This is a genomic window from Sphingopyxis sp. Q841, assembly GCF_052384365.1.
In the GTDB taxonomy this organism is placed as follows: Bacteria; Pseudomonadota; Alphaproteobacteria; order Sphingomonadales; family Sphingomonadaceae; genus Sphingopyxis; species Sphingopyxis terrae_A.
On record NZ_JBQSUM010000001.1, the window covers coordinates 1,167,556 to 1,192,190 of the forward strand.

Sequence of the window (24,635 nt, forward strand, 5' to 3'; positions counted from 1 at the left end):
GGGCGGTGGCAGCGCGCAGCGCTGACGGAGGGGCTTTTGACGCACCCTTGCGGCCCCTCCACCATCCTTCGGATGGTCCCCCTTCCCATGCCCTTGGCACGGGGAGGATTTGTCAGGCGTTTCGATCGATGACGACAACCCCGAGCCGCCGCTGGTTCGATATGCTGGCGTGGGTGGCGCTCGCCGCGCTGGTCCTCGCCACCGCCGCGCACCTGGTTACGCGCCCGCCGGCGATGCCCGACTATGATGCGGTGCGCGCTGCATGGAAGCCGAGCGAAGCATGGCTTTACGACCGCGAGGGGCGATTGCTCGACAGCGAACGCGTCAATTTCGAGCGCCGCCGCCTTGCCTGGGTGCCGCTGAACGACATCAACCCGGCGGTGCGCGACACGGTGGTCGCGGCGGAGGACAAGCGCTTCTGGTCGCATGGCGGGGTCGACTGGCTGGCGATAGCGAGTGCCGTACGCGCCCGCTGGACCGGCGGACGCTCGCGTGGGGCCTCGACGTTGCCGATGCAGCTTGCCGCCTTTCTGGCGCCCGAACTCGCACAGCCCGGCCAGCGCGGCTGGCTCGCCAAGCTGCGCCAGATGCGCGCGGGACAGGAACTCGCGGCGCATTGGACGCACGACCAGATGCTCGAAGCTTATCTGAACCTCGTCCCGCTGCGCGGCGAAATTCAGGGAATCGGCGCGGGCGCCGAAAATCTGTTCGGCAAGCGTCCGGCCGACATGAGCGGCACCGACGCCGCGTTGCTCGCGGGTCTGCTGCCCAATCCGGCGGCAAGCCCCGACGCGCTCGGTGCACGCGCCTGCCGCATCGCGCATGCCGCCGATTGCGGCGCGATCCGCGCCGCGGCAGGCGTGCTGACCTCGGGCGAGCGCGCCGCGCGCTACGACCCGGCGCTCGCACCGCACCTCGCGGTACGTCTGCTCGACAAAGCGGGCAAGCGCGTGACCTCGACCATCGACCGCGACGTCCAGGCCGCCGCGACTGTCGCGATGCGCCGCCAGCTCGCCGGGCTCGGCCCCGATCGCGTCCGCGACGGCGCGGTCGTCGTCCTCGACAATGCCACCGGCGAGGTGCTCGCCTATGTCGGCGGCGTCGGCCTTAAGTCCACCGCGGCGCAGGTCGACGGCGCCAATGCGCGGCGGCAGGCGGGTTCGACCCTGAAGCCGCATCTCTATGCGCAGGTGATCGAGCATGGCTGGCTGACCGCCGCTTCGATACTCGACGACAGTCCGGTTCAGCTCGACACCGCCTCTGGTCTCTATGTTCCCAAAAATTACGACCACAGCTTCAAGGGGCCGGTCAGTGTGCGCAGCGCGCTCGCCTCGTCGCTCAATGTCCCCGCCGTGCGCACGCTGGTCATCGACGATGTGCAGGAATTTCGCGATCGGCTCTGGGCTCTTGGCTATCACGGGCTAGTCGAGGACGGCGAATATTATGGCTTCAGCCTCGCCCTCGGCTCGGCGGAGGTCAGCCTTGTCGAACAGGCGAATGCCTTTCGCACCCTTGCCAATCTCGGCCGCTGGTCGCCCGTCCACTTCATCATGGGAGAACCGCGCGGCGAGGAACGCCAGATCGTCAATCCGGGGGCCGCCTTCATCGTCGGCGACATATTGGCGGACGCGTCGGCGCGCACCGATGCCTTCGGCGCCGACAGCGCGCTGCGCCTTCCCTTCTGGGCCGCGGCGAAGACCGGCACGTCGAAGGGGATGCGCGACAATTGGTGTATCGGTTTTTCGGATCGCTACACAGTGGCCGTCTGGGTCGGCAATCTCGAGGGCGATTCGATGCGCGCAGTGTCGGGCACATCGGGCGCGGCGCCGGTCTGGCGCGACGTGATGCTCGCGCTCCACGCGGGCCGGCCAGGCAAACCGCCGGCGATGCCGGACAATGTCGAAACGCGGCGGATCAGCCTTCCCGGCACGCGCGAACCGCCGCGACGCGAATATTTCCTGCGCGGCACCGCGCAAAGCGAAATGGCGGCCGCCCCGGCCGCCGCGCGCCGCCCGCGCATCACCAGCCCGGTCAGCGGCAGCGTCTATGCGCTCGATCCCGATGTTCCGATCGACCGGCAGCGCTTGGCGGTGATCGTCAGCGGCGACGTCGCCGGTTACCGCCTGCTGCTCGACAAGGCGGTGCTCGGCGACGCCGACGCGGGCCAACAGCTTTTGCCGCGCCCCGGAAGCCATATCCTGACCCTCGTCGACCCCGGTGGACGGATGATCGACCGCGTCCGATTCACGGTGCGGTAAAGCGGACTGTCACACCTCTGAAATTAAGTTGCGCTGCCGCGAGGAGCGGTTAGTCTGCCCCGCCAGGAGACGGGCCCGTTCGGGGCCTCAAAGGGGATATTTGCATGATATTTGGTCGCGTCAAACCGCTCGACGCCATCTTGGCCACGGCCGAGAAAAAGTCGCTGCACCGAACGCTCGGTGCCTTTCAGCTCACGATGCTCGGCATCGGCGCCATCATCGGGACGGGGATATTCGTCTTGACCGCAGAGGCGGCGCAGAAGGCCGGCCCCGGCATGATGTGGAGCTTCGTGATCGCGGGGCTGGTCTGCGTTGTGGCGGCGCTCTGCTATTCCGAACTCGCATCAATGGTGCCGGTTTCGGGTAGTGCCTACACCTACACTTATGCTGTCATGGGCGAATTGCTTGCCTGGACTGTCGGCTGGGCGCTGATCCTCGAATATGCGGTAGCCGCATCAGCCGTGTCGGTCGGTTGGTCGGGCTATTTCGTGGGGCTCTTATCCAATGCCGGCATAGAATTGCCCATGTCGCTGACCGTCGGCCCCTATGCCGGCGGGATCGTCAACCTCCCGGCGCTGGTTATCGCACTGCTCGTGACTTGGCTGCTGATGATCGGCACGACCGAAAGCGCGCGCGTTAACGCCGTCCTTGTCATCATCAAGGTAACGGCCCTCACGATGTTCATCATTCTCACTCTGCCGATGATGCAGGGGAAGAACTTCGAACCCTTCCTGCCCAATGGCTGGTTCGGTCAGGCTTCCGGGCTTGGCGCCGTCGGCGCAGCCGCTTCGATCTTCTTTGCCTATGTGGGCTTCGACGCCGTTTCGACCGCAGCCGAAGAAACAAAGAACCCGCAGCGCAATGTACCGATCGGCCTGATCGCTTCGCTTGCTATCTGTACGGTGTTCTATCTCGCGGTGGCAGCGGGCGCGATCGGCACCGTCGGCGCTCAGCCGGTTTCAGGCCTCGGAGGCGAAATTCTCGCTCCTGGGTCGAGCGAACTTGCCGCGCGCTGCGCATCGCTCGCCGCTGCCGGCTCCGAACCGCTTGTCTGCTCGCGCGAAGCTCTGGCTCATGTTCTGCGTGAGATCGGCCACCCGGCGCTGGGCAATGCCATCGGTCTTGCCGCTTTCCTTGCGCTGCCATCGGTCATTCTGATCATGCTGTTCGGGCAGACGCGGATCTTCTTCGTGATGGCACGCGACGGCCTTCTGCCTGAAAAGCTCGCCACTATTCACCCCAAGTGGAAAACCCCGCACGTCGTCACGATGATCACGGGGGTCGCGGTCGCCTTCTTCGCCGCCTTCCTGCCCGTCGGCAAGCTCGCCGATATTTCGAACTCCGGCACGTTGTTCGCCTTTTTCATGGTCGCCATCGCGGTCCTGATTCTGCGCATAAAGGAACCCAACCGGCATCGGCCGTTCCGCACGCCTCTCGTGTGGGTCGTATCGCCGCTCGCCATTTTCGGCACGCTCGGTCTCTACATGAACCTGCCGTTCGACGCGAAAATGGTGCTCCCGGTCTGGGGTGGCGTCGGCTTGGTACTCTATTTTCTCTATGGCTATCGTCGCAGCCACGTCGGCCGCGGGATCGTCGAGGTGCATGAGGACGACGCCGATGCGCCGCCGCCGCCAGTGCCCCCGGCGCCGTCGTTCGACTGATGCGGCATCGTCGCGCGAATGGGAAAGGGGGCTTCGGCCCCCTTTCTTTTGCTCAACTTAATAGGGACTTTTCGGCGCGGTCCCCGGACGCGTGAACAGCTTGCCGCGCTCGGCCCAGAAGACCAGCGCCAGCCCGGCAATGCCCGACACCAGAAAGGCATAGGCAAGCGGCAGCGTCGTACCGTTGTAAAGCTGCCCGATCAGCGCGCCCATCACCGCGGCCAACAGCGTCTTGCAGAAGCTCTGATAGGAGGAGGCGACCCCGGCCATATGGCCGAAATCCTCCATCGCGATCGACCCGAAATTGCTGCCGATGAAGCCGATCAGCCCGACGTTGACCATCATCAGCGCGGTGAACATCCACAACGTCTCGGTGCCGCTCAGCGCGACGACGATCTGTACCGTCGCGGTCGCCATGAAGGCAAAGACCGCGCTCTGCGACACGCGCCGCGCACCGAAGCGCTCGACGATCGCGGCATTCGAAAAATTGGCGATCGCGATACCCGCGGCAACACAGGCAAAGACAAGCGGAAACCAGCTTTGCGCGCCGAACACTTCGGCGATGATCTGTTCACTGCTGTTGAGATAGCCATAAAGCGCGCCTTGCATCATCGCCGACGCGATCATATAGCCCGCCGCCCGGCGGTGCCGCGTCACCGTCGCCCAGCCTGCAATCATCGTGCGCGCATCGAGCGGCCGGATGTCGTCCGGATCGAGGGTTTCGGGCAAACGGCGCAGCCACAGCAGCATGACGACGCCCATCACCGCCAGCACGATGAAGATCGCACGCCAGTTCGCGACCGCCGTGATCCCCGCACCCATCGTCGGCGCGATCGCGGGAACGATCATGAACACCAGAAAGATCATCGACAGCCGCTTCGCCATAGCGTCGCCCGAAAAAAGGTCGCGAATGACCGCGACGACGATCACGCCGAGCGCTGCGCTGATCATGCCGTGCCCGAAGCGCAGCGCGAGCAGCAGCGGGAAGCTGTTCGCCAGCCCGCAGCCGATCGAAAAGGCGACATAGGCGAACAGGGCCGGCACGAGCACGCCCTTGCGGCCGAAGCGATCGGACAGCGGTCCGTAGAATAGCGAACCGATGCCGATGCCCAGCAAATAGGTCGAAATCACATATTGCCGGTCGTTCGCGACGGCGACCCCCAGCCCCTCGCCGATCGCGGGGAGCGCGGGCAGCATCGAATCGATGGCGAGCGCATTGAGTGCCATGACCATCGCCATCATGAACACCATTTCGCGGTCGCCGGGCATGCGGGACCGCGGGGCGGATTCGGTCATTTTGTGCATTGCGAAAGGCCTATGCGCCTCCGGCACGGTTTTGGATAGTCCCGCGCCGCCGAAAAGCTATGCAATGCAGCAACATCGGCGAGGTAGGCGTCTATGCCGCCCCATCTGCCCACAAAAAAAGGGCCGCTCCAACAGAGCGGCCCCTCTCATTTCCGATATCCGGACGATCAGGCCTGACGGGTGCCCGTCATCGCCATCGAACCGAACGGGCCGGCCTTGATCGTGCCGGTCAGCGTGTCGCCGTCGATCGTCGCTTCGCATTCGAGCGTCATCGGCATCGGCACCTTCATGTTCATCGTCCACGTCAGCTTGTTGCCGTCGACCTTGCCATTCTCGACATCGAGCGAGCCCATCGCGCCGGCATTCTGGCCGGTGAAGCTGTCGCCGTTGCTGTTCACGGTGAAAACCGACTTCTGGTCGCCCATCGGCGACTTGGTAACGCAGTCATAATTGCCATCGACCTGAGACATCGAAACTCTCCTACTGAAACTAATGTTAGTTAGCGGGCTTCGCTGTTTCCACGGGCAGACCCAATCCGTCAAGCTGCGGTTTTACCACAGCGGCATCCCCGACGACGACATAGACGAGGTCGCCGGTACTCAGCTCCTTGCGCGCCGCAGCATCGAGTTCCTCGGCCGTCATCGCCTCATATTTCGCCGGCAGCGTTTCATAATAATTGTCGGGCCGGTGATATTTGACGATCGCACGCAAGCCGCCGAGCACGTCGCCCGATGTCTCGAAGCTGCCCGGCAGTTCGCGCACGCTGCCGTTCGTCGTGCGTTCCAGCTCTTCGGCGTTTACGCCCTTGTCGCCGATGAACGCGGTCAATTCCTTCTGGAATTCGCGGATCGAATCGCCGGTCCGGTCGGCCTGCACCGGCGCCACCGCCACCCAGGTCACGCGGTCGGCTTCGCCCGAAACGCGCGAGCGCACGCCATAGGACCAGCCCTTGGTCTCGCGCAGGTTCATGTTGAAGCGCGAAAGGAAGCTGCCGCCGAAAATATCGTTCGCCTGGCGCAGTACTTCCAGATCGTCGCCGCCCTTCACGTCGAGTACCTTGCCCGCGATGATGATCGACTGCGGCGACTTGGGCCGATCAACGAGCAGGATGCGCGGCTGCGGCTTCGGAATCGCAATCTCGAAATGCTTTTCGGGTTTCGCGGTCTTCGGCGCCTTCCAGTCGCCGAAAGCGGCGTCGAGCTGCTTCGTGACGTCTTTCAGTGTCGTGTCGCCGACGACGAAGATGCGGGCATTGTCGGGGCGAATCCACGTCTGGTGGAATGCCGCGAGCTGGTCGCGCGTCGCGGCTTTGACCGCCGCTTCGTTGCCGAGGCCCGACGGCGGGATGCCATAGGGATGATCGGCGCCGTAAAGCACCGGCATCAGCACGCGGCTGGCGATCGCATTGGGATTGTTGAGTTCAGCGTTCAGGCGGTTGAGCTGCTGCGCGCGCACCCGCTCCAGTTCCTTGCCGTCAAAGGCCGGGTTACGGATATAATCGGCGAGCAGGCCCAGCGACGCGCTGAGGTTCGGCTTGAGCGCGAACAGGCTGAACACCGTTTCGTCGGCGTTCGCCGAACCGTCGATCTGGGCGCCGAGGCGTTCCTTCGCTTCGGCGAAGGCGATCGAATCCTTGCTCGTCGTGCCTTCGTCCATCAGGCTGAGCATCAACGACTGGGTGCCGAGCGCATTGTGCGGATCGGCGGCATAGCCGGCATCGAAGCTCACCGCGACCTGCACCGTCGGTACCGCGGTCCGGCGCGCGAAGACGACTTCCATTCCGTTCTTTAGCTTGGCGCGTTCGATCGCCGGAAATTCGAGCGCTTTGAGGTCCATCACCGCTGGAAGCTGCGAACGATCGGCGATCGAGGTCGCCGTGCCGACACCCGTGTCAGGCCCGACGTCGCCGAGCGCCGCATTCCAGTAACGGTCGGGCGATACCGCCGCCACCGGCTTGCCTTCGGTGAAGGCCCCGCCACGATTTTCACCGCCTTCGGTACGCTCGCCGGGCGAGTAGGTCAGCGAGAAAGCCGGACGCGACATCCATTTGTCGGCCACCGCCTTCGCCTGCTCGGGGGTCACCTTCGCCAGCCGGTCGAGCTCGGTCTTGTAATAGGCGGGATCGTTCGAATAGAGCGCGCCCTCCGCGAGCGTCACCGCCTTGCCGCCAAAGCCGCCGACCGATTCCAGCCCCGAAATCGTACCGCCGAGATAGCTGGCCGCGGCACGCTGCAATTCGTCCGCGGTCGGGCCGGTCGCCAGGAAATCGGCGATCTGCGCGTCAAGCTTTTCGCCGACGACCTTGGGGTCGACGCCCGGCTTCACGTCGGCCTGCACGATCAGAAAGCCTGCATCCTCCAGCGTTTGCGCGAACGCCGCGACGCTGACCGCGACCGGGTCCTTGCGGACGAGCGCATTGTCGAGCCGCGACGACGACAGGCCGCCAAGCACCGCAGTCGCCATTTGCAGCGGCACCGATTCGGGATCGTTGAGGCCGGGAATCGCCCACATGCGGTAGATGCGGGTGGTCGGAATGAGATCCTTGACCTCCTTGGCGAGCGGTGCGGGAAGTGTCGGAACAGAGGTTTGCGGCGCCTTCACTTCGGGGCCGCGCGGAATGTCGCCGAACCATTCGGCGACCTTGGTCTTTGCGGTGGCAAGGTCGATGTCGCCCGCCAGCACGAGCACGGCATTGTTGGGGCCGTAATTGTCGCTGAACCACTTCTTCACATCGGCAAGGCTCGCCGTGTTGAGGTCGGTCATGGAACCGATGGTGCTGTGATGATAGGGATGCCCCTTGGGGAACAGATTTTCGAAGATTTCGTACCGCAGCAGACCGTAGGGATTATTGTCGCCCTGGCGTTTTTCGTTCTGGACGACGCCGCGCTGGTTATCGAGCTTTTCCTGCGTCACTGCGCCGAGCAGATGGCCCATGCGGTCGCTTTCGAGAAACAGCGCGCGGTCGAGCGCGCCGGTCGGCACCGTTTCGAAATAGTTGGTGCGGTCGGTATTGGTCGTGCCGTTGAAATCGGTCGCGCCGACCTGTTGCAGCGGTTCAAAGAAGTCGCCCGGCGAATTTTCCGAACCGTTGAACATCAGATGTTCGAACAGATGCGCAAAACCCGTCTTGCCCGCGGGTTCGTGCTTCGATCCGACGCGATACCAGACCGACACCGCGACGACCGGCGCCTTGTGATCTTCGTGCACGATCACGCGCAGTCCGTTGTCGAGCGTGAAGCTCTGGTACGGAATATCGACCGCCTTCACCAGTTCGGAAATCGGCGCGGGCTGCGCCTCCTTGGCTTTGGCAAGGGCGGGGCCGGCCGCGACGAGCGACGTCGATACGGCCAGGGCGACGGCAAAGCGATGGAAGCGGGTCATGGATATCCTCTTGAAACCGGGGGCACGAAACGCGCCGGTGACGAGCATGCCGGACGGCACTGTATCAACGGTTTAGGACAGCTCTGCTGCGCTTTCAAGGCCGATAGAATCGCGCTCCGCTCGCGCGAAGCGCCGCCGGATCGAAAAGCACCGGCTTCAACCGATGCGCGACGAACAGAGGGGCCTGGTCGTTGTAATGCGGACTTTCCGGTCGCGTCGTCGCGGCACCGAAGGGCTGCACCGATTCCGAATGGACGCGTCCCGCCTTGTCCCACGTCACGAACATGATGAAGCTGTCGCCGTGCCGCACCTTCAGCCGGCCGTCGGGTTCAACGTCCCACAGGGTCGAAGCCCGCACCGTATCGTTGCCGCCATCGAGCGGCAGGTCGACCCGGTGGGCACCTTCGCCATGGCGCAGCCGCAGCACGGTCCCCAGCGCGGGGTCGAGCGTCCCGAAATATGTCTGAAGATGCACAGCGCTGTCGCGCAGCACCGTCATCGGATCGGGGTCGGCCTTGCGCTGATAGTGACTGCCATTCGCCGGGCGCAGCACAAGCAGCGCCAGCGCATCGCCCTGCCCTTTGCCGTCCAGGTTCCAGTCCCACGCGCGCAGCAAATCTTGCGCCGCCGCGATCTGCGCATCGCCCTTGGCATCGAGCGCGAGCAGCCGGTCGATCCAGACCTTGGCATAGCCGCTCTTCGCATAGGCGGTGTCATATTTGATCGTCTTCAGCCGCGCGGCATCGATCGGTCCTGGCGCCCCGAACAGGTCGATCAGGCGCACCGCGCGATTGGTCATGTCGTCCTCGATCCCCATCAGCGGCGAAAAGGCCGCCGGATCGAGTTCGCTGCCCGGCCCCGCCGCGACCCACGGCGTATTGTTGGCGTTCATCACGAAACCCGAGCGCGGATTGACCAGCGCCGGCACCCGCTCGAACGGCAGCGACTTCGTCCAGACGTCGGCAGATGTGTCGCCGGGCAGTACGCCGCGCCAGTTGAAACCCGCCGGGCGGTCGGGGAACATCGCGTTGTAGAACAGGCCGATATTGCCTTGGGCATCGGCATAGATGAAGTTGGTCGCCGGAACCCCCTGCCCCGCCATCGCCGCGCGCCATTCGGCGAAATTCTTCGCCTTGTTCAGCCGATAATATTGGGTGACCATCGCCGACTGGTCCATGCCGGCATAGCGAATGGCAAAGGCACCCTTGGCATTCTTGATCACCGGGCCCTGGACCGATCGCCACACGGTCTGCGGCACCGGCAGCACGAAGGGACCATATTTGACCCGCAGCCACACGCGCCGCTTTTCCAGCGGCAGCCATTTGCCGTCGAAGCGATATTTTTCGCCGCTGTCGTCGAGCACCAGCTTGTACACGTCGATCAGGTCTGGCCGGTTCACCGTGTTGGTCCAGCCCAGATATTTATTGTGGCCAAGGAAGGGGTAAGGCGAACCGGGAAAGTTGGCGCCCGCAAAATCCCACCCTTCGCCCGAATGGACGACCAGTTCGTACCAGGCGACCCCGCCGGTCCACGGCTGATGCGAATTGGAGACGAGCCGCGTCGCGCCATCAGGAGCCCGACCCGGCGCCACCGCCATGCCATTCGACCCATTATGGTCGGGGTCGCGGCCGACCGGGGTCAGCTCGCGCGGAACCAGCTTGCCGGCGGCATCGAGCGCCGGACCGCCTTCGCGGAACAATGGCTTGCCTTCGGTCAGGCGCCCCAGCACCGAATCGAGCCCGAAGAAGAAGGGCGAGCGCAGCACGAAACCGGCAACGACATCCTCGCCGGTCACCGGGAACAGCCCCGACAGGCGCACCTCGTCCGGATGCTTGTCGGCATAATGGTTGAGCCCCGCAGCATAGGCGGTGAACAGCGCGCGCACGTCGGCGGGCAGGCGCGGCCAGTCGCGTGCCGCGGTCTTGCGGATATCGAGGAGCTGCGCGACATAATCGATCTTGGCGCCATCGGCACCAAGCAGCGCGCCGGTGCGCCCGCGCGTCATCGCGATCACCTCTTGCAGCGTCGCGAAATCATCCTCCGAATGAGCGTAGGCAACGCCATAGGCGACATCGGCATCGGTCTTGCCGAAGATATGCGGCACCCCGAACTTGTCGCGCGCGATCTGCACATCGGTTGGCCGGAACGCCGGCGCGGGCGAAGCCTCGGCAGTCAGGGGATCCCACGCCGCAAGGCCAATCGCCACCGCAACGAGCAGGAGGACGAGGCCAAGGAAAAATTTACGCATCCGCTTTCCCGCTCCATATACTATGGCGACTGGGCGACCTCATGGCGGAAAATTTGCGGCGCGAATAGCCATGCTCTTGTGTTGCAAATGGGCAACACTATCTCTGGTGTCGAGAAAGGGGCTTATCCACATGAACCTCGAAAAATTTACCGATCGCGCCAAGGGCTTTCTGCAGGCGGCGCAGACGATCGCGATCCGCATGAACCATCAGCGGATCAGTCCCGAGCATATCGCCAAGGCGCTGCTCGAAGACAATGAAGGCATGGCCGCGGGCCTGATCCAGCGGGCGGGCGGGGACATGCCGCGCGCGGTCGCCGGCATTGACGCGCTGCTCGCCAAGGTACCCGCCGTGTCGGGGTCGGGCGCACAGGCGACGCCGGGGCTCGACAATGACGCGGTGCGCCTGCTCGATCAGGCCGAACAGATCGCGACCAAGGCGGGCGATGGCTATGTCACCGTCGAGCGGCTGCTGCTCGCGATGGTGCTCGCCTCCTCGACCCCGGTCGGCAAGGCATTCGCCGACGCGGGCGTGAAGGCCGACGCGCTCAACACTGTCATCAACCAACTGCGCCGCGGCCGCACCGCCGACAGCGCGGGCGCCGAAGACAGTTTCGAAGCGCTCAAGAAATATGCGCGCGACCTCACCGAAGTCGCGCGGTCGGGCAAGCTTGACCCCGTGATCGGCCGCGACGAGGAAATTCGCCGCACCGTGCAGATCCTCGCGCGCCGCACCAAGAACAACCCCGTGCTGATCGGCGAACCGGGCGTCGGCAAGACCGCCATCGCGGAAGGGTTGGCGCTGCGCATCGCCAATGGCGACGTACCCGACAGCCTGAAGGACCGCCGCCTCCTTGCGCTCGACATGGGCGCACTGATCGCGGGCGCCAAATATCGCGGCGAGTTTGAAGAACGGCTCAAGGGCGTGCTCGACGAGGTGAAGTCCGCCGAGGGCGAGATCATCCTGTTCATCGACGAGATGCACACGCTCGTCGGCGCGGGCAAGGGCGACGGCGCGATGGACGCGTCGAACCTCTTGAAGCCGGCGCTCGCGCGCGGCGAACTTCACTGCATCGGCGCGACGACGCTCGACGAATATCGCAAATATGTCGAGAAAGACCCCGCGCTTCAGCGGCGCTTCCAGCCGGTGTTCGTCGGCGAACCGACGGTCGAGGATTCGATCTCGATCCTGCGCGGGCTCAAGGAAAAATACGAACTGCACCACGGCGTGCGCATCACCGACGGCGCGATCGTCGCTGCGGCGACGCTGTCGAACCGCTATATCTCTGACCGCTTCCTGCCCGACAAGGCGATCGACCTGATGGACGAAGCCGCGAGCCGCATCCGCATGGAGGTCGAATCGAAGCCCGAGGAGATCGAAAATCTCGACCGCCGCATCATCCAGATGAAGATCGAGGAAGCGGCGCTGACCAAGGAGACCGATGCGGCATCGAAAGACCGGCTCACCGCGCTGCAGGCCGAGCTTGCCAATCTTGAACAGCAGTCGGCCGAACTGACGCAGAAATGGCAGGCCGAAAAGGACAAGATCCACGCCGAGGCGAAGATCAAGGAAGAACTCGACGCTGCACGCTCGGCGCTCGAACAGGCGCAGCGTGCGGGCGACCTCGGCCGTGCGGGCGAGCTCAGCTACGGCACGATCCCCGCGCTCGAAAAGCGGCTCGAGGAGGCAGAGGCCGCCGCGGGCAATGCGATGCTGCGCGAGGAAGTCACCGCCGACGACATCGCCGCGGTGGTCAGCCGCTGGACCGGCATCCCGGTCGACCGGATGATGGAGGGCGAGCGCGAAAAGCTGCTCGGCATGGAGGAGACGCTCGGCAAGCGCGTCATCGGTCAGGACGAAGCCGTGCGCGCCGTCTCGACCGCCGTCCGCCGTGCCCGCGCGGGGCTACAGGATCCGAACCGGCCCTTGGGCTCGTTCCTCTTCCTCGGCCCAACGGGCGTCGGCAAGACCGAGCTCACCAAGGCGCTCGCGCGGTTCCTGTTCGACGACGACAATGCGATGGTCCGCATCGACATGTCCGAATTCATGGAAAAGCACGCCGTGTCGCGGCTGATCGGCGCGCCTCCGGGCTATGTCGGCTATGAGGAAGGCGGGGTTCTGACCGAAGCCGTCCGCCGCCGTCCCTATCAGGTCGTCCTATTCGACGAGGTCGAAAAGGCGCATGGCGACGTGTTCAACATCCTTTTGCAGGTGCTCGACGACGGGCGGCTGACCGATGGGCAGGGGCGCACGGTCGACTTCACCAACACGCTGATCATCCTGACCTCGAACCTTGGCAGCCAGGCGATCGCGGCGCTGCCCGACGACGCGCCGGTCGAACAGGCCGAACCCGCGGTGATGGAGGTGGTGCGCGCGCATTTCCGGCCCGAGTTCCTGAACCGGCTCGACGAGATCGTGCTGTTCCACCGTCTCGCGCAGCAGCATATGGGCGGCATTGTCGACATTCAGGTCGCGCGCGTCCAGAAGCTGCTCGACGATCGCAAGGTGACGCTCGACCTCACCGACGCCGCGCGCGCGTGGCTCGGCCGGGTAGGCTACGATCCCGTCTACGGCGCGCGGCCGCTGAAGCGCGCGGTGCAAAAATATCTGCAAGACCCGCTCGCCGACCTGATCCTGAAAGGTGAAGTCAAGGACGGATCGACGATCAAAGTGGACGAAGGCGACGGCGGCCTTGTCCTCACGCCGGCATAAGTCGGGTCGACCCGGCGACCTGCGAAGCGGTCAATTGCTGTGGTTGACGGGCGCGCGCGTCATCGCTTCGGCGGTGTCGCGCGCGTCCTGATTACCCTGCGCCCACAATTGCTTCCATTCCTCATTGGTGTGGCAAACCCGCGCCTTTTTCACCCAAGATCCGATTTCCTCAATCTTGCGGCACTTAATGTAATAGGGATGGGTCGATGCCATACCCTGGTTGAACGCCTTGATTTCGGCGTTGGTCATCGTCGAAGCCGGGCGATCGGGAGGTTTGCGGTCGGTGTACGCATCCGCCGCCGCCGGCGCGGATGCGACTGCCATGATTATCGCAACGGTGGTCGTGAAATTCGGCATTGTACCAACCCCTGTCCGGCGCAGCGCGCTATTTTGGCTTGATCTCGGTCATCAGGCTGTCCTTCGGCTCGACCGAATTGCTCCAACCTCGGGCGAGCATTTCCATCGAATCGCGTGCATCCTGATTGCCCCGATCGGTAATCACCCGCCACTGCGCATTTGTATTGCAGATGCGGCTCTTTTTCACCAGCGATCCGGGTTCAGCGATGCGTCTACATCGGATATACTCCGGATCATTTGCTGAGCGGCCCTCGTTATATGCGTCAATCTCGGCACCGCTCATGTCGGAAGGCGCTCGCGCTAGATTGGTCGGTTCGCTGGCGCTGACCGCACTTGCCGCACTCAATGCGGCAACCAAAGTAATCCATCCTCGCATCGCCATTTCTCCCACAATAACGGCTCGTATGGGCACCAGCGTCAGTTGGAGGTGCTCCCCTTGCTCGTCATGGCTTCGGCCGTATCGCGCGCATCCTGGTTGCCGCGCGCAATCACGTCCTTCCATTCGGCATTGGTGTGGCAAACGCGGGTCTTCTTGACCAGCGAGCCGATCTCCAACGTCTTGCGGCACTTGATGTAATAAGGATGGGTTTGTGCCAAGCCCTTGTTATAGGCTTCGATTTCTGTCGGAGTCATCAACGACGGCTTCTTCGGGGGCGGCGCCCGGTCGGCCAATTCCTCGGCCGCAGCTGGCGCCGCGAGCAGGCTTGCCGCCACTGCCCAAGTCATGATCCTAAACATTCAAAAATCTCCTCAGCCCTTCAAATTTGGGCATTTATCCCCAGACCATATGATGCACGTCTCTCGTTCCCAAGCGAAATATGCTTCTCCACCGCTACAGCTTATCTCGGTACGGCGTAGCCTGACGAATCGGCCGATGCGAAATATCGCACCAGCAAGTCGCGCTCGGCCAGACTGAGATGCGGGTTCCATACGTCGAAGATCAGCACAGCGCGCAGTTGGTCACTATCGTTCCAGGCCTCGTGCTCGATGGTGTCGTCAAAGGCGAAAGCGCGGCCTTCCTCCCAACTGCGCGTCTCACCCCCCACCCGAAAGCCGCATCCGGGCGGCACGATCAGCGGCAGATGGACAATTGCACGTGTGTTGGTGACGCCTGTGTGGGGCGGGATGCGCGTGCGCGGCTTGAGCATCGAGAAAAAGGCGCTCGGCGCTCGGCCCGGGATACGAGCGCCGGGAACGGCTGCTAGCGCGGCAGCGGTTGCCGGACAGCGGTCGAGCACTACTTGGTTCGCGGCGCCATATTCCCACAAGAAGCAGGCGCCCCAATCAAGTCGATTGTCGAGGGGGGTCCAGATCGAATCGGGGGTTCCGGCATCCATTCGCACGTAAGGACGCAACGCATCTCCCGGGTCGTCGAGCAGCGCGAGTAGTTCGCTCCGAATGGCGTCGGTATGTGCCTCAATTTCAGTGAACCAAGGGAAATGCCGCCGGTCAAAAAATTCGTCGGCGGGCAAAAATGGGTAATAGATGCCCGCACATTCATTTCGATAGATCCTGCGCCGGCCAAGCGTGCTTTCGACGAATGCTTTTCCACGCCGCGTGTCGGTTTCATCGAGTATATCGCCCATTGAAGCGATCGCGCCGGAGGCCGCGGCAAACATAGTATCGGTCGCCTGCGCGACGAAGGCTTGTCCGTGCGCCAGGAGCGGCACGAGCGGATCGGGCACAGGATCGAGTTGCGCCGCAAGCGCGAGCGCCGCGCTCCACGCCTCCAGCGCCGCACCGCGCTCCGCTCGTGATTCATGCCGTTCGGCCTTGCGGATCCAGGCGACCAGATCGCGGCGGTCAATCGCTAGAGCCGCTGCAAGTGCGTCAAGTTCACGCTCTTCCTCTCCCAGCGCCCGCCATGCCGACGCGAGATTTCTCTGGAGCGCACCGGACCGAGGATCGGACGCAATCGCCCGGCCGAAGTGCGCCGCCGCCGCCGCCGGATCGTTGGCCTGCAAAGCCGCAATACCAAGACGATTGGCTTCCACGGCGGGCGCGGGCGGTTGTATACTGGCCATGTCCGATGCTTGCCATCGACTGCAGCAATCGGCAAGGTCGAACGATGTTGCATCCCGCTTCTGCCGCCGCCTTACGTGATCCCGAATGGCTCGCGCATCGGTACGATTCCAATCACGACGCGTTTCATTTCCGCCGCGTGCCGCGCGACATCCGCCGGGAGATCCCCTTTCTTACAGACATGCATTTGGGCGAGGAAGCAGCACCGCTCGTCCTGTCCCGCACCGCGTCTCGTCAGAACGTAGAGCCGGCGCCAGTTCATTTCCTATTCCATTCGGCCTATTGTGCCTCCACCATGCTGGTCCAGGCGATTGATCAGCCGGGCATTGCATCCGGATTGTCCGAACCCGTGCTGCTCAATGACATGGTCGGATGGCGGCGGCGCGGCGCGGCGCCGCGCGATCACGCGCGGGTTATGGATGATGCGCTCGCGATGCTCGCACGGCCCTTGACCGCTGGTGAAGCCGTAATCATCAAGCCTTCCAACATTTTCAATCCGCTCGCGCGCGGTGCGCTAACCCTGCGTCCGGGGGCGCACGCCATTCTGCTATATGCGCCGCTGCGCGCCTTTCTTCTGTCGGTCGCGCGGAAGGGTCTATGGTGCCGGCTGTGGTGCAGGGAATTGTTTGAAGGCTATCTGGCAGACGACTTCCTGCAATTCGGTTTCGATGCGCGCGACTATTTCCGCCAGTCCGACCTACAAATCGCCGCCATGGGGTGGCTTGCCCAGCAGCGGGCTTTCGCGACCCTCATAGCTTGGGCGCCCGACCGGATCGCTTCACTCGACAGCGAGGCACTGACCCGCGACCCCGTTCGGGCCGTCGCCGGGGCAATGGACCATTATGGCCTTACCGCCGACCGAGAGGCTCTGGCCGAGCATCCAGCGCTGGCACGCAATAGCAAGTCGGGGGCGCCGTTTGCAGCCGGCGAGCGTCAGCGTGATCTCGCTGCCGCCGACGCGGCGTACGGAGACGAAATCAATCAGGTCCTCGGATGGGCAGAAGCTGTCGCCGATCAGGCCGGTATCCCGCTAGCTCTCCCAGGGGCGCTACCTATGCCCTGATGCGCTATTGCGATCGGGCACCAGTGGTCGGGTTAGCTATGCCGTCATAGGCACAGCTTGCGGAGAAGGTTGGGCGCCAAGCCCGAGGCACGGTCTTGGCGGCCGCCCTAAACAAGGTCGTCGGAAGCTGCCGCTCCTCATGGTTCTGACTGCCAAAGAAAAAGGGGCGAGCATTGCTGCCCGCCCCAATTTCCTTCCAAGCAGAGAGTTCTTTAGAACTTCAGCTTGGCCGAGATCGCATAGCGGCGACCCAGCGCGTCGTAAGTCGACGGGAAGGTGTTGCCGCTGTTGTAAGTCGTCGAACCGATGGTGTTGCCAACGATCGGCGGCTTCTTGTCGAGCAGATTCTGGACCGTCATGGTGATGACCAGATTGTCGCTCACGTTGAAGCGGGTGGCGAGATCGAAATAATGTGCCGCCTTGATGTGACGGAACTTCGGATCGACCACGCAGCCACCATCGTCGCTCGTCGTCGGGTTCGGACAGTCGTCCGGAGCCGCCTGCGCTGCAGCGATGTCCGCCGCGAGCTGCGCCGGCTCGAAGTCGACCGAGTCCATCCAGCGCCACAGCAGCGAGACGTCGACCTTGTCGAAGCCCAGCGTAAAGCGCTGCGAGAACTGGAATTCCGGCTGAATCGAACCCGTGAACGAGCAGTTCACGCTGTAGTAACCGACGCATTCGCGGTTGAGCGAAGTCGGATCGGCTACGTTGGCGTTATACTTCGAGCTGTGCGTCCAGTTGCCGACGAACGACCAGCTGAGGTTCGCGAAGCCGACATCGGTGTTGTAGTTCATCAACAGGTCGACACCGTCGGTGAACAGACGGCCGAGGTTGTTGGTCAGACCGAACAGGCCGGGGGTCGTCGACGGGTCACCGTCAAGGCCGCCGGTGATCGGGTTACGACGGATCGAGGTACAAGCCGGATCGGTTGCGCTCGAAGCCGACAAACCATCGAAGCAAGCGTTGATGATATCGCCCGGCAGCGGCGTGCCAAGCACGTCGTTGACCTTGATGTTGTAATAGTCGACCGACATGTTGAAGCGCGGCAGGAAGTCCGGCTGCCAGACAAGGCCCAGCGTCCAGGTATCTGCCTTTTCAGGCTTCAGGTTCAGGTTACCGCCCACCGTAATGTTGGCCTGCGCCGCCGTCGGGTTGGTGATCGAACCGATCGTACCGGCAGGAGCACCCTGCGCGATACAGACCGCGCGCAGATTGGCGTCGGCCACCGGAGCGCCACCGGCGCAGGGGTCGATACCGAGGTTGGTCAAACCAACCGTCTGCGGCGTGAACAGTTCGCCGATGTTCGGAGCGCGAACCGCGCGGCTGTAATTACCGCGAAGTTTCAGACCCGCACCCGGTTCCCAGCTGCCGCCAGCCTTCCACGTGGTGGCATTGTAGCCACCAGCGCCGCGGATGCTGTAATCCGAGTAACGGATGCCCGCTTCGAGGGTCAGGCTCTCGAAGAAAGGCTTGTCCTCGATCAGCGGGGCCACGATTTCGGCATAGGCTTCATAGACATCGTAAGCGCCGTCGATGTCGGGAGCCGCGCCGCCGGCGCCACCGAGTTCACCCGGCGTCTTGGCGAGGAGATCCGAAGACTGCTGCGCGGTGTATTTGCGATATTCGCCACCGATCGCGAAGCCGATCGGCTGGACCGCACCCGGCGACGAGAAGCCGAGATCACCCGAAATGATGCCGCGGACCTGCGCAAGCGAAGTGCGGTTGGTCGAGGTGCTCTTTTCCGAGAGATACCGCGCGGCTTCCGGCGTGATCGATCCTTCAGGACCGAACAGGTTGACCGGAACGCAATCAGCGTTGCCGCTCTGACAGGTCACGCCATCATCGGACAGCGACGCTTCGCGGAAACGCGACTGCAGCGTGTAGCCGTTGATGCTCTGGATATTTTCCGACTCGCCATAGGCGCCCTCGAGGCTCCAATCGAGCGTATCGGTGATGCCGCCGCGCGCACCGACGCGATAATCGAAGAAGGTCGTCTGATAGTTGCTGATACGCGGGCCGACTTCGGGCGTACGACGGTTCAGCGTGACGGTGACTTCGCGGTAGTTGGGATCGCTCCGGCCAGTAGCCGTAGCTGCCGCTGCGCACTCAGCCGGCGTGAAGCGCGCCGTATATTCAGCCTGGCCCGAAATCGGATCCCCGTTGGCATCGACGCCATTGACCACCGGAGCGACGTTGAACGCGCAGAACTGGTCACGCAGCGCCGCAGGCAGATTCGGGTTGTTCAGATTGATCGCAACCGAGCCACCGAACGAACCCGACGGTGCGATGATCGTTGACACGGTGTTCTTCGAGAACATGCCCCGGGTGTACACTTCCACCGCATCGGACACTTCATAATTGGCCTGGCCATAGATGTTGAAGCGCTCGAACGGCGTCTGGAAGATGTTGAACGGGTTGAAGTTGTAGGTTTGGAACGTGCCGACCGCCTGGCCAGCACTATTGACCTGACGAACGCCGCCGTTGGCAGCACCGCCGGGCGTCAGAGCGAGAACCGGCAGAGTCGCCGGGTTCGTTGCGCTGACGGGCTGGGTCGGGTCAAAGTTCGGGTTCGGCACGGTGCCGGTCTGCGTATACTGCGCGAGGACGTTCGGTACGCCGCCGGTAAGCGGACGCGTGCCCGAGAAGCGCGAGGGGACCGACGTACCCGAACCGATGAACGTGTCCGAATAGCTGTCGAGCGTGTTGTCCGAGAAACCGCGCGCACCCTGATAGACAGGGTCGGCCTGCTGATAGCCGATGCTCAGCACCGCATTACCGCGGCCATCGTCGAAGTTCGCACCGATCGTCGCGTCAACACGGAAGATGTTGCCGTCGCCCTTTTCAGTGATCTGTTCCGACGCGGTCATTTCAAAGCCGGCAAAATCGCGCTTGGTGACGAAGTTGACGACGCCGGTGATGGCATCTGCGCCATAGGTGGTCACCGCCGCACCGGTCAGCGCGTCGACGCGTTCGATCAGGGCAAGCGGAATGTTGTTGAGGTCGACACGGCCGTTCACGTCCGACGGCGCAACGCGGTTGCCGTTGAGCAGGACGATGTTACGGGTCGAGCCGAGACCGCGAAGATCGACGTAGGACGCACCGCCGTTGCCGTTGTTCACCGCCGAACCGATATTCGGAACGACGCCGGGCAATTCGCGAAGAACTTCCTCAGCGACGTTCGACTGCTTCAGTTCGATCGCGTCCGAAGTGGTGACGTTGACGGGCGTCGACTGTTCGAGGTTGGGGTTGCGGATCAGGGTGCCGGTAACGACGATCTCCGAACCCGGCGCAGCGGCGCCTTCTTCGGCGTCTTGCGCGAAGGCAGGAACCGAAGCAAGGGCAACGCCGATAACGATCGGCGCAGCGCCAAGCTTCAGCTTGGAATAGTGGGTTTTCTTCACAGTGCAGTCCCTTGCTACTGGTGGTGGTTATACCCGGGCCCCTATTTTCGCAGCGCAAAGCCGCCGAACAGACACCCCGATAGCGTGCGGGATGATCGCTCATTCATGGTGAGTAAAGGGAATTCCCCCCGAGGGACGCGGTTTCACGAGCGATTGTGACGAATTTGCAACAACACAAATGAGCGCTCACACACTTCGAATAATCAACGACCCTAGTACGTAATTAAATTACGCCTCCAATCGAAACGCCTCGATTATCGCGCCATCGGTCCCGCGAGCGTGCCCGGGTCGAGCCGCGCGTCGCGCCATTTGAGCCCCCAATGCATATGCGGCCCTGTTGCCCGTCCCGTCGCGCCCACCGTACCGAGCTGTTGCCCTTGCGTCACACGGTCGCCGACCTTCACATCGAGGCGCTGGCAGTGCAGAAAAGCGCTGGTCAGCCCCATGCCGTGGTCGACGATCAGCAAATTTCCTTCGAGCGTGAAGGGCGCATCGGCCGCGAGCACCACGACCCCGTCGGCAGGCGCGAAAAAGGGCGTGCCCGCGGGCACGGCGATATCGGTGCCGCTATGATAGCTGCCCGGCTTGCCCTGATAGACGCGCTGCGAACCGAAGAAGCCTGAAAGCCGCCCCGTAGCGGGCCAGCGAAATTGCTGCCGCCAGCCGTCCGATTCGACATGGCTCGCGCGCGCCGCGGCGATCTGCGCCAGTTCGGCGGGGCGGCGGCGTTCGAACTCGGCGTCGCTCGATGCGCTGCCGCGATAGGGCGCGTTGATATTTTCGATCCGCCAATTCCCCGCCGCAATGCTCAGCGTCCGCGTAACCGTGCGCCCGTCGGAAAGGGTCGCTACCAGTTGCTGGCTCGCGGGCGCATCGCGATCGAAGGCGATCAGGAAAGCGCCATCGCCTGCGACCGGAACGGGTGCGCCATCGAGCGTCAACATGCGCGTTCCGCCCGGCACTTGGCCGATCAGCGTTCCGCCCTGGATCATGCTGCCGCGAAAGGCGAAATCGGCGGGACCGGGAAGCGGCTTCGGGACCGGGGGTGTGGTCGGTACGGAAGGCGCGGCGGCAGCGGGCGCTGCCACCTTGGGCGCCGGGGGACTGTCGGCCACGGCGGGTACACAGCCTGCCGCCGCAATGGCCAGGGTCAGCGAAGCAATCGCTCGGGGCGCTGCCCCGCGCGCGGTCATGCGCCGCGCGCCGCGTCCAGTGCGGCCTGCACCGAAATCGCCGCGGTCGCATAGGGCTCCTGCCGCGCAACCGACCAATAGCGCAGCTCGTCGAGCCCGATCGGCACCCCGCTCACCGCGCACAGCACATGGTCGCCCGGCGACAGGATACGAAATCCGTTCGGGCCATATTGCAGGCGGGCAAGGCGGTTGCGGCTGGCGATCAACATGGCGGGGTCCATCAAATTGTCCAAGATATCGGGGCCAATATAGCGACCTGCGCGATTTCGGCCACCCCTGCGGCGCTCAGAACAGCTCGCCCTGTCCCCGCCCCGGCGCGGCGGGGGGCTTGCGCGCGGGCTTTGGCGCCGGCGCAGCGGAGGGCGCAGGGGGTGGCGGCGCATCGCCCTCCACCACCGTCACCGGCACCTCGCCATCGGCGAAGGCAAGTCGCAGATGGCCTGCCCCACGGGCGCGCGCCGCGCTCGGCACGATCGCCCCGTCGGCATCGCGCACCATCGCATAGCCACGGGCAAGCAACGCGCGCGGGTCGAGCGAGGTCAGCAGCCGCGCAAGCCCCGCCAGCTTGGCGCGATCGCGGTCCCAGGCACGCGCCAGCAGCGCCGGGCGCAGCGCCGCGCTGCGCGTCACCAGCCGTTCGCCGGCGAGCGCGAGCCGGTGGCGCTGGCTGCGATCGAGCCGTTCGGCGGCGTCGTCGAGCCGCTGGCGCTGGGGGGCGTAGAGCGCCTCGCGCTTCGGCAGGTGCCGCGCGAGCGCAGTCAATCGCTCGCCGGCGAGCGCGCGTTGGCGCGTCGCCGCGCCCGTCATACGGCTGCGCCACGTCGCAAGCTGCGCGATGAGCTCGGCGCGCACCGGCACCGCCATTTCGGCGGCGGCGGTTGGCGTCGGCGCGCGCACGTCGGCGGCATAATCGGCCAGCGTCACATCGGTTTCATGGCCGACCGCGCTGATCGTCGGAATGCGGCAATCGGCGATCGCACGCACCACCATCTCTTCGTTGAACGCCCATAAATCCTCGATCGAACCGCCGCCGCGCGCGACGATGACAAGGTCGGGGCGCGGCACCGGTCCGCCGGGCGCGAGCGCATCGAAACCGCGCACCGCATTCGCAACCTGCGCCGCCGCCCCTTCGCCCTGCACCAGCACCGGCCACACGATCACGCGCGTCGGGCAGCGATCGGCGAGGCGATGAAGAATGTCGCGAATCACTGCCCCGGTCGGCGAGGTAACGACGCCGATGACGCGCGGCAGATAGGGCAACGGCTGCTTGCGTTCTCGGTCGAACAGCCCTTCGGCGCCAAGCCGCGCCTTCAGCTTTTCGAACAACAGCATCAACGCGCCTTCGCCCGCGACCTCCAGGCTTTCGACGACCAGCTGATATTTGGAGCGGCCGGGATAGGTGGTGAGCTTGCCCGTCGCGATCACCTCGATGCCATCTTCGGGCCGGAAGGCGAGGCGCGCCGCCTGCCCCTTCCACATCACCATGTCGATCAGCGCGTTGTCGTCCTTGAGCGCGGCGTAGAAATGCCCTGATGCCGCACGCTTCGCCCCCGACAGCTCACCGCGCACGCGGACCCGCGCAAAGCCGTCCTCGACCGTCCGCTTGATCGCCGCCGACAATTGCGTGACCGACAGCGCGGGTGCATTGTCGCCCGCCGTCGCCTCGGCTAACAGCCGCGCTTCGGTGCCATCGTCGGACGGAAAAGGGACGCTCATGAATATCCTGCTGGTCGGATCTGGGGGGCGCGAACATGCGCTGAGCTGGCAACTGGCACAATCGCCGAGTTGCGCCAAGCTCTATGCAGCACCCGGAAACCCCGGGATCGAAGTCTATGCCGAATGTGTGCCGATCGCAGCCGACGATGTTGACGGGCTCGTCGCCTTCGTGCGCACCCATGCGATCGATTTCGTCGTCGTCGGCCCCGAAGGGCCGCTCGTCGCCGGCCTCGGTGACCGGTTGCGCGCGATCGACATTCCGGTCTTCGGCCCGTCCGCCGCCGCCGCGCAGCTCGAAGGATCGAAGGGCTTTACCAAGGATCTGTGTGCGCGCGCCGCGATTCCGACCGCCGGCTATGTGCGCTGCACCAGCGCCGACGCCGCGCTGGCCGCGCTCGCCGATTTCGCGATTCCGGTCGTGATCAAGGCCGACGGGCTCGCCGCGGGCAAGGGCGTGATCATCGCCGAGACTCGCGCCGAGGCCGAAGCCGCGATCGCCGACATGTTCGCGGGCGCCTTTGGCGGCGCGGGTGCCGAGGTGGTGATCGAGGAATTCATGACCGGCGAGGAGGCAAGCTTCTTCGCGCTGTCCGACGGCACCAATGTCATCGCCTTCGGCAGCGCCCAGGATCACAAGCGCGTCGGCGACGGCGACACCGGGCCCAACACCGGCGGCATGGGCGCCTACAGCCCGGCGCCTGTGCTGACCAAGGAGCTCGAAGCCGAGGTGATGGATCGGATCATCCGTCCCACCGTCGCCGCACTCGCCGCCGAAGGCACGCCCTATGTCGGGGTGCTGTTCGCCGGGCTGATGCTGACCAGCGAAGGCCCCAAGCTGATCGAATATAATTGCCGTTTCGGTGATCCCGAATGTCAGGTGCTGATGATGCGCCTGACCGGAGATTTTGCCGCGCTGCTTCATGCCGCCGCGACCGGGCGGCTCGCCGACGTGCCCGCGCCGACCTTTACCGGCGGCTATGCGCTGACCGTCGTGATGGCGGCGAACGGCTATCCGGGCACCCCCGAAAAGGGTGGCGCGATCCGCAACATCGCCGCGGCCGAAGCGGGAGGCGTGCGCGTCTTCCATGCCGGGACCGCGCGCGCCGACGGCGCGATCGTCGCCGCGGGGGGACGCGTTCTCAACGTCACCGCGACGGGCAAGAGTGTCACCGAAGCGCAGGCGCGCACCTATGCCGCGGTCGACAAGCTCGATTTCCCGAGCGGCTTCTGCCGCCGCGACATCGGCTGGCGCGAGGTCAACCGAGAGGCGCGCTGAGCGGTGCTGGACGCGCCACCCCCGTCGGCTTAGGCTGACAGTGA

The 24,635-nt window shown here is 64.4% G+C and carries 17 protein-coding genes; 5 read left to right on the top strand and 12 right to left on the bottom strand.

Annotated elements, in window-relative coordinates; translation table 11 throughout:
* The first annotated feature begins 128 nt into the window (after window positions 1-128).
* Both pbpC and ACT17R_RS05785 read left to right on the top strand, forming a co-directional pair.
* On the top strand, window positions 129-2,258 hold the full coding sequence (pbpC, locus tag ACT17R_RS05780; RefSeq protein WP_444809136.1) for a penicillin-binding protein 1C: 2,130 nt from the start codon (window positions 129-131) through the stop codon (window positions 2,256-2,258).
* A 104-nt stretch (window positions 2,259-2,362) separates the two neighbouring features.
* The gene (locus tag ACT17R_RS05785) at window positions 2,363-3,919 is read left to right on the top strand and encodes an amino acid permease (RefSeq protein WP_062901737.1); all 1,557 of its coding nucleotides are present in this window, start codon (window positions 2,363-2,365) and stop codon (window positions 3,917-3,919) included.
* A 57-nt stretch (window positions 3,920-3,976) separates the two neighbouring features.
* On the opposite strand, the gene ACT17R_RS05790 is transcribed toward ACT17R_RS05785, so the two are convergent.
* The 4 genes from ACT17R_RS05790 to ACT17R_RS05805 form a co-directional block, all read right to left on the bottom strand.
* On the bottom strand, window positions 3,977-5,188 hold the full coding sequence (locus tag ACT17R_RS05790; protein WP_288990541.1) for a multidrug effflux MFS transporter: 1,212 nt from the start codon (window positions 5,186-5,188) through the stop codon (window positions 3,977-3,979).
* A 203-nt stretch (window positions 5,189-5,391) separates the two neighbouring features.
* Window positions 5,392-5,694 carry a hypothetical protein gene (locus tag ACT17R_RS05795; protein WP_003041076.1) on the bottom strand — a complete coding sequence of 101 codons (303 nt, stop codon included), beginning with the start codon at window positions 5,692-5,694 and terminating at the stop codon, window positions 5,392-5,394.
* Between the two features lie 25 nt (window positions 5,695-5,719).
* Window positions 5,720-8,605 carry a M16 family metallopeptidase gene (locus ACT17R_RS05800; protein WP_186402895.1) on the bottom strand — a complete coding sequence of 962 codons (2,886 nt, stop codon included), beginning with the start codon at window positions 8,603-8,605 and terminating at the stop codon, window positions 5,720-5,722.
* Between the two features lie 94 nt (window positions 8,606-8,699).
* Complete coding sequence (locus ACT17R_RS05805; protein WP_444809137.1) at window positions 8,700-10,853, bottom strand: acylase; 2,154 nt, start codon at window positions 10,851-10,853, stop codon at window positions 8,700-8,702.
* 130 nt (window positions 10,854-10,983) lie between these two features.
* Here ACT17R_RS05805 and clpB point away from each other — a divergent pair, with 130 nt between their 5' ends.
* Entirely contained in the window at window positions 10,984-13,563 is a 2,580-nt protein-coding gene (gene clpB / locus ACT17R_RS05810; protein WP_444809138.1) for an ATP-dependent chaperone ClpB, read from the top strand.
* A gap of 30 nt (window positions 13,564-13,593) precedes the next feature.
* On the opposite strand, the gene ACT17R_RS05815 is transcribed toward clpB, so the two are convergent.
* From ACT17R_RS05815 to ACT17R_RS05830, 4 genes are all read right to left on the bottom strand, one after another.
* Window positions 13,594-13,887: a hypothetical protein gene (locus ACT17R_RS05815; protein WP_234178498.1), complete on the bottom strand. Its 294-nt coding sequence runs from the start codon at window positions 13,885-13,887 to the stop codon at window positions 13,594-13,596.
* Window positions 13,888-13,948: 61 nt separating this feature from the next.
* Window positions 13,949-14,302 (bottom strand): hypothetical protein, encoded by a 354-nt coding sequence (locus ACT17R_RS05820; RefSeq protein WP_234178497.1) that lies wholly within the window; start codon window positions 14,300-14,302, stop codon window positions 13,949-13,951.
* A 35-nt stretch (window positions 14,303-14,337) separates the two neighbouring features.
* Window positions 14,338-14,634 (bottom strand): hypothetical protein, encoded by a 297-nt coding sequence (locus ACT17R_RS05825; RefSeq protein WP_234178496.1) that lies wholly within the window; start codon window positions 14,632-14,634, stop codon window positions 14,338-14,340.
* A 125-nt stretch (window positions 14,635-14,759) separates the two neighbouring features.
* Entirely contained in the window at window positions 14,760-15,944 is a 1,185-nt protein-coding gene (locus ACT17R_RS05830; RefSeq protein ID WP_062901728.1) for an aspartyl/asparaginyl beta-hydroxylase domain-containing protein, read from the bottom strand.
* Between the two features lie 44 nt (window positions 15,945-15,988).
* Here ACT17R_RS05830 and ACT17R_RS05835 point away from each other — a divergent pair, with 44 nt between their 5' ends.
* Window positions 15,989-17,005: a hypothetical protein gene (locus ACT17R_RS05835; protein WP_260834166.1), complete on the top strand. Its 1,017-nt coding sequence runs from the start codon at window positions 15,989-15,991 to the stop codon at window positions 17,003-17,005.
* A gap of 212 nt (window positions 17,006-17,217) precedes the next feature.
* On the opposite strand, the gene ACT17R_RS05840 is transcribed toward ACT17R_RS05835, so the two are convergent.
* The 4 genes from ACT17R_RS05840 to xseA form a co-directional block, all read right to left on the bottom strand.
* Window positions 17,218-20,406, bottom strand: coding sequence for a TonB-dependent receptor domain-containing protein (locus ACT17R_RS05840; protein ID WP_186402891.1), 3,189 nt, complete (start codon window positions 20,404-20,406; stop codon window positions 17,218-17,220).
* A gap of 254 nt (window positions 20,407-20,660) precedes the next feature.
* Entirely contained in the window at window positions 20,661-21,599 is a 939-nt protein-coding gene (locus ACT17R_RS05845) for a M23 family metallopeptidase (protein ID WP_186402890.1), read from the bottom strand.
* On the bottom strand, window positions 21,596-21,808 hold the full coding sequence (locus ACT17R_RS05850; protein WP_003041102.1) for a DUF2093 domain-containing protein: 213 nt from the start codon (window positions 21,806-21,808) through the stop codon (window positions 21,596-21,598). The genes ACT17R_RS05845 and ACT17R_RS05850 overlap by 4 nt, the downstream gene beginning before the upstream one ends.
* A gap of 76 nt (window positions 21,809-21,884) precedes the next feature.
* Window positions 21,885-23,315, bottom strand: a complete 1,431-nt coding sequence (gene xseA, locus ACT17R_RS05855; protein ID WP_186402889.1) for an exodeoxyribonuclease VII large subunit — start codon at window positions 23,313-23,315, stop codon at window positions 21,885-21,887.
* Between xseA and purD the strand changes: the two genes are divergently transcribed.
* Entirely contained in the window at window positions 23,314-24,591 is a 1,278-nt protein-coding gene (purD, locus tag ACT17R_RS05860) for a phosphoribosylamine--glycine ligase (protein ID WP_062901722.1), read from the top strand. The genes xseA and purD overlap by 2 nt on opposite strands.
* Window positions 24,592-24,635: the final 44 nt, after the last annotated feature.

Excerpts from the sequence above, each read along its gene's own strand:
- pbpC (WP_444809136.1), top strand. The coding sequence starts at position 129 with ATGACGACAACCCCGAGCCGCCGCTGGTTCGATATGCTGGCGTGGGTG.
- ACT17R_RS05785 (WP_062901737.1), top strand. The coding sequence starts at position 2,363 with ATGATATTTGGTCGCGTCAAACCGCTCGACGCCATCTTGGCCACGGCC.
- ACT17R_RS05790 (WP_288990541.1), bottom strand. The coding sequence starts at position 5,188 with ATGCCCGGCGACCGCGAAATGGTGTTCATGATGGCGATGGTCATGGCA.
- ACT17R_RS05795 (WP_003041076.1), bottom strand. The coding sequence starts at position 5,694 with ATGTCTCAGGTCGATGGCAATTATGACTGCGTTACCAAGTCGCCGATG.
- ACT17R_RS05800 (WP_186402895.1), bottom strand. The coding sequence starts at position 8,605 with ATGACCCGCTTCCATCGCTTTGCCGTCGCCCTGGCCGTATCGACGTCG.
- ACT17R_RS05805 (WP_444809137.1), bottom strand. The coding sequence starts at position 10,853 with ATGCGTAAATTTTTCCTTGGCCTCGTCCTCCTGCTCGTTGCGGTGGCG.
- clpB (WP_444809138.1), top strand. The coding sequence starts at position 10,984 with ATGAACCTCGAAAAATTTACCGATCGCGCCAAGGGCTTTCTGCAGGCG.
- ACT17R_RS05815 (WP_234178498.1), bottom strand. The coding sequence starts at position 13,887 with ATGGCAGTCGCATCCGCGCCGGCGGCGGCGGATGCGTACACCGACCGC.
- ACT17R_RS05820 (WP_234178497.1), bottom strand. The coding sequence starts at position 14,302 with ATGGCGATGCGAGGATGGATTACTTTGGTTGCCGCATTGAGTGCGGCA.
- ACT17R_RS05830 (WP_062901728.1), bottom strand. The coding sequence starts at position 15,944 with ATGGCCAGTATACAACCGCCCGCGCCCGCCGTGGAAGCCAATCGTCTT.
- ACT17R_RS05835 (WP_260834166.1), top strand. The coding sequence starts at position 15,989 with ATGTTGCATCCCGCTTCTGCCGCCGCCTTACGTGATCCCGAATGGCTC.
- ACT17R_RS05845 (WP_186402890.1), bottom strand. The coding sequence starts at position 21,599 with ATGACCGCGCGCGGGGCAGCGCCCCGAGCGATTGCTTCGCTGACCCTG.
- ACT17R_RS05850 (WP_003041102.1), bottom strand. The coding sequence starts at position 21,808 with ATGTTGATCGCCAGCCGCAACCGCCTTGCCCGCCTGCAATATGGCCCG.
- purD (WP_062901722.1), top strand. The coding sequence starts at position 23,314 with ATGAATATCCTGCTGGTCGGATCTGGGGGGCGCGAACATGCGCTGAGC.
- xseA (WP_186402889.1), bottom strand. The coding sequence starts at position 23,315 with ATGAGCGTCCCTTTTCCGTCCGACGATGGCACCGAAGCGCGGCTGTTA.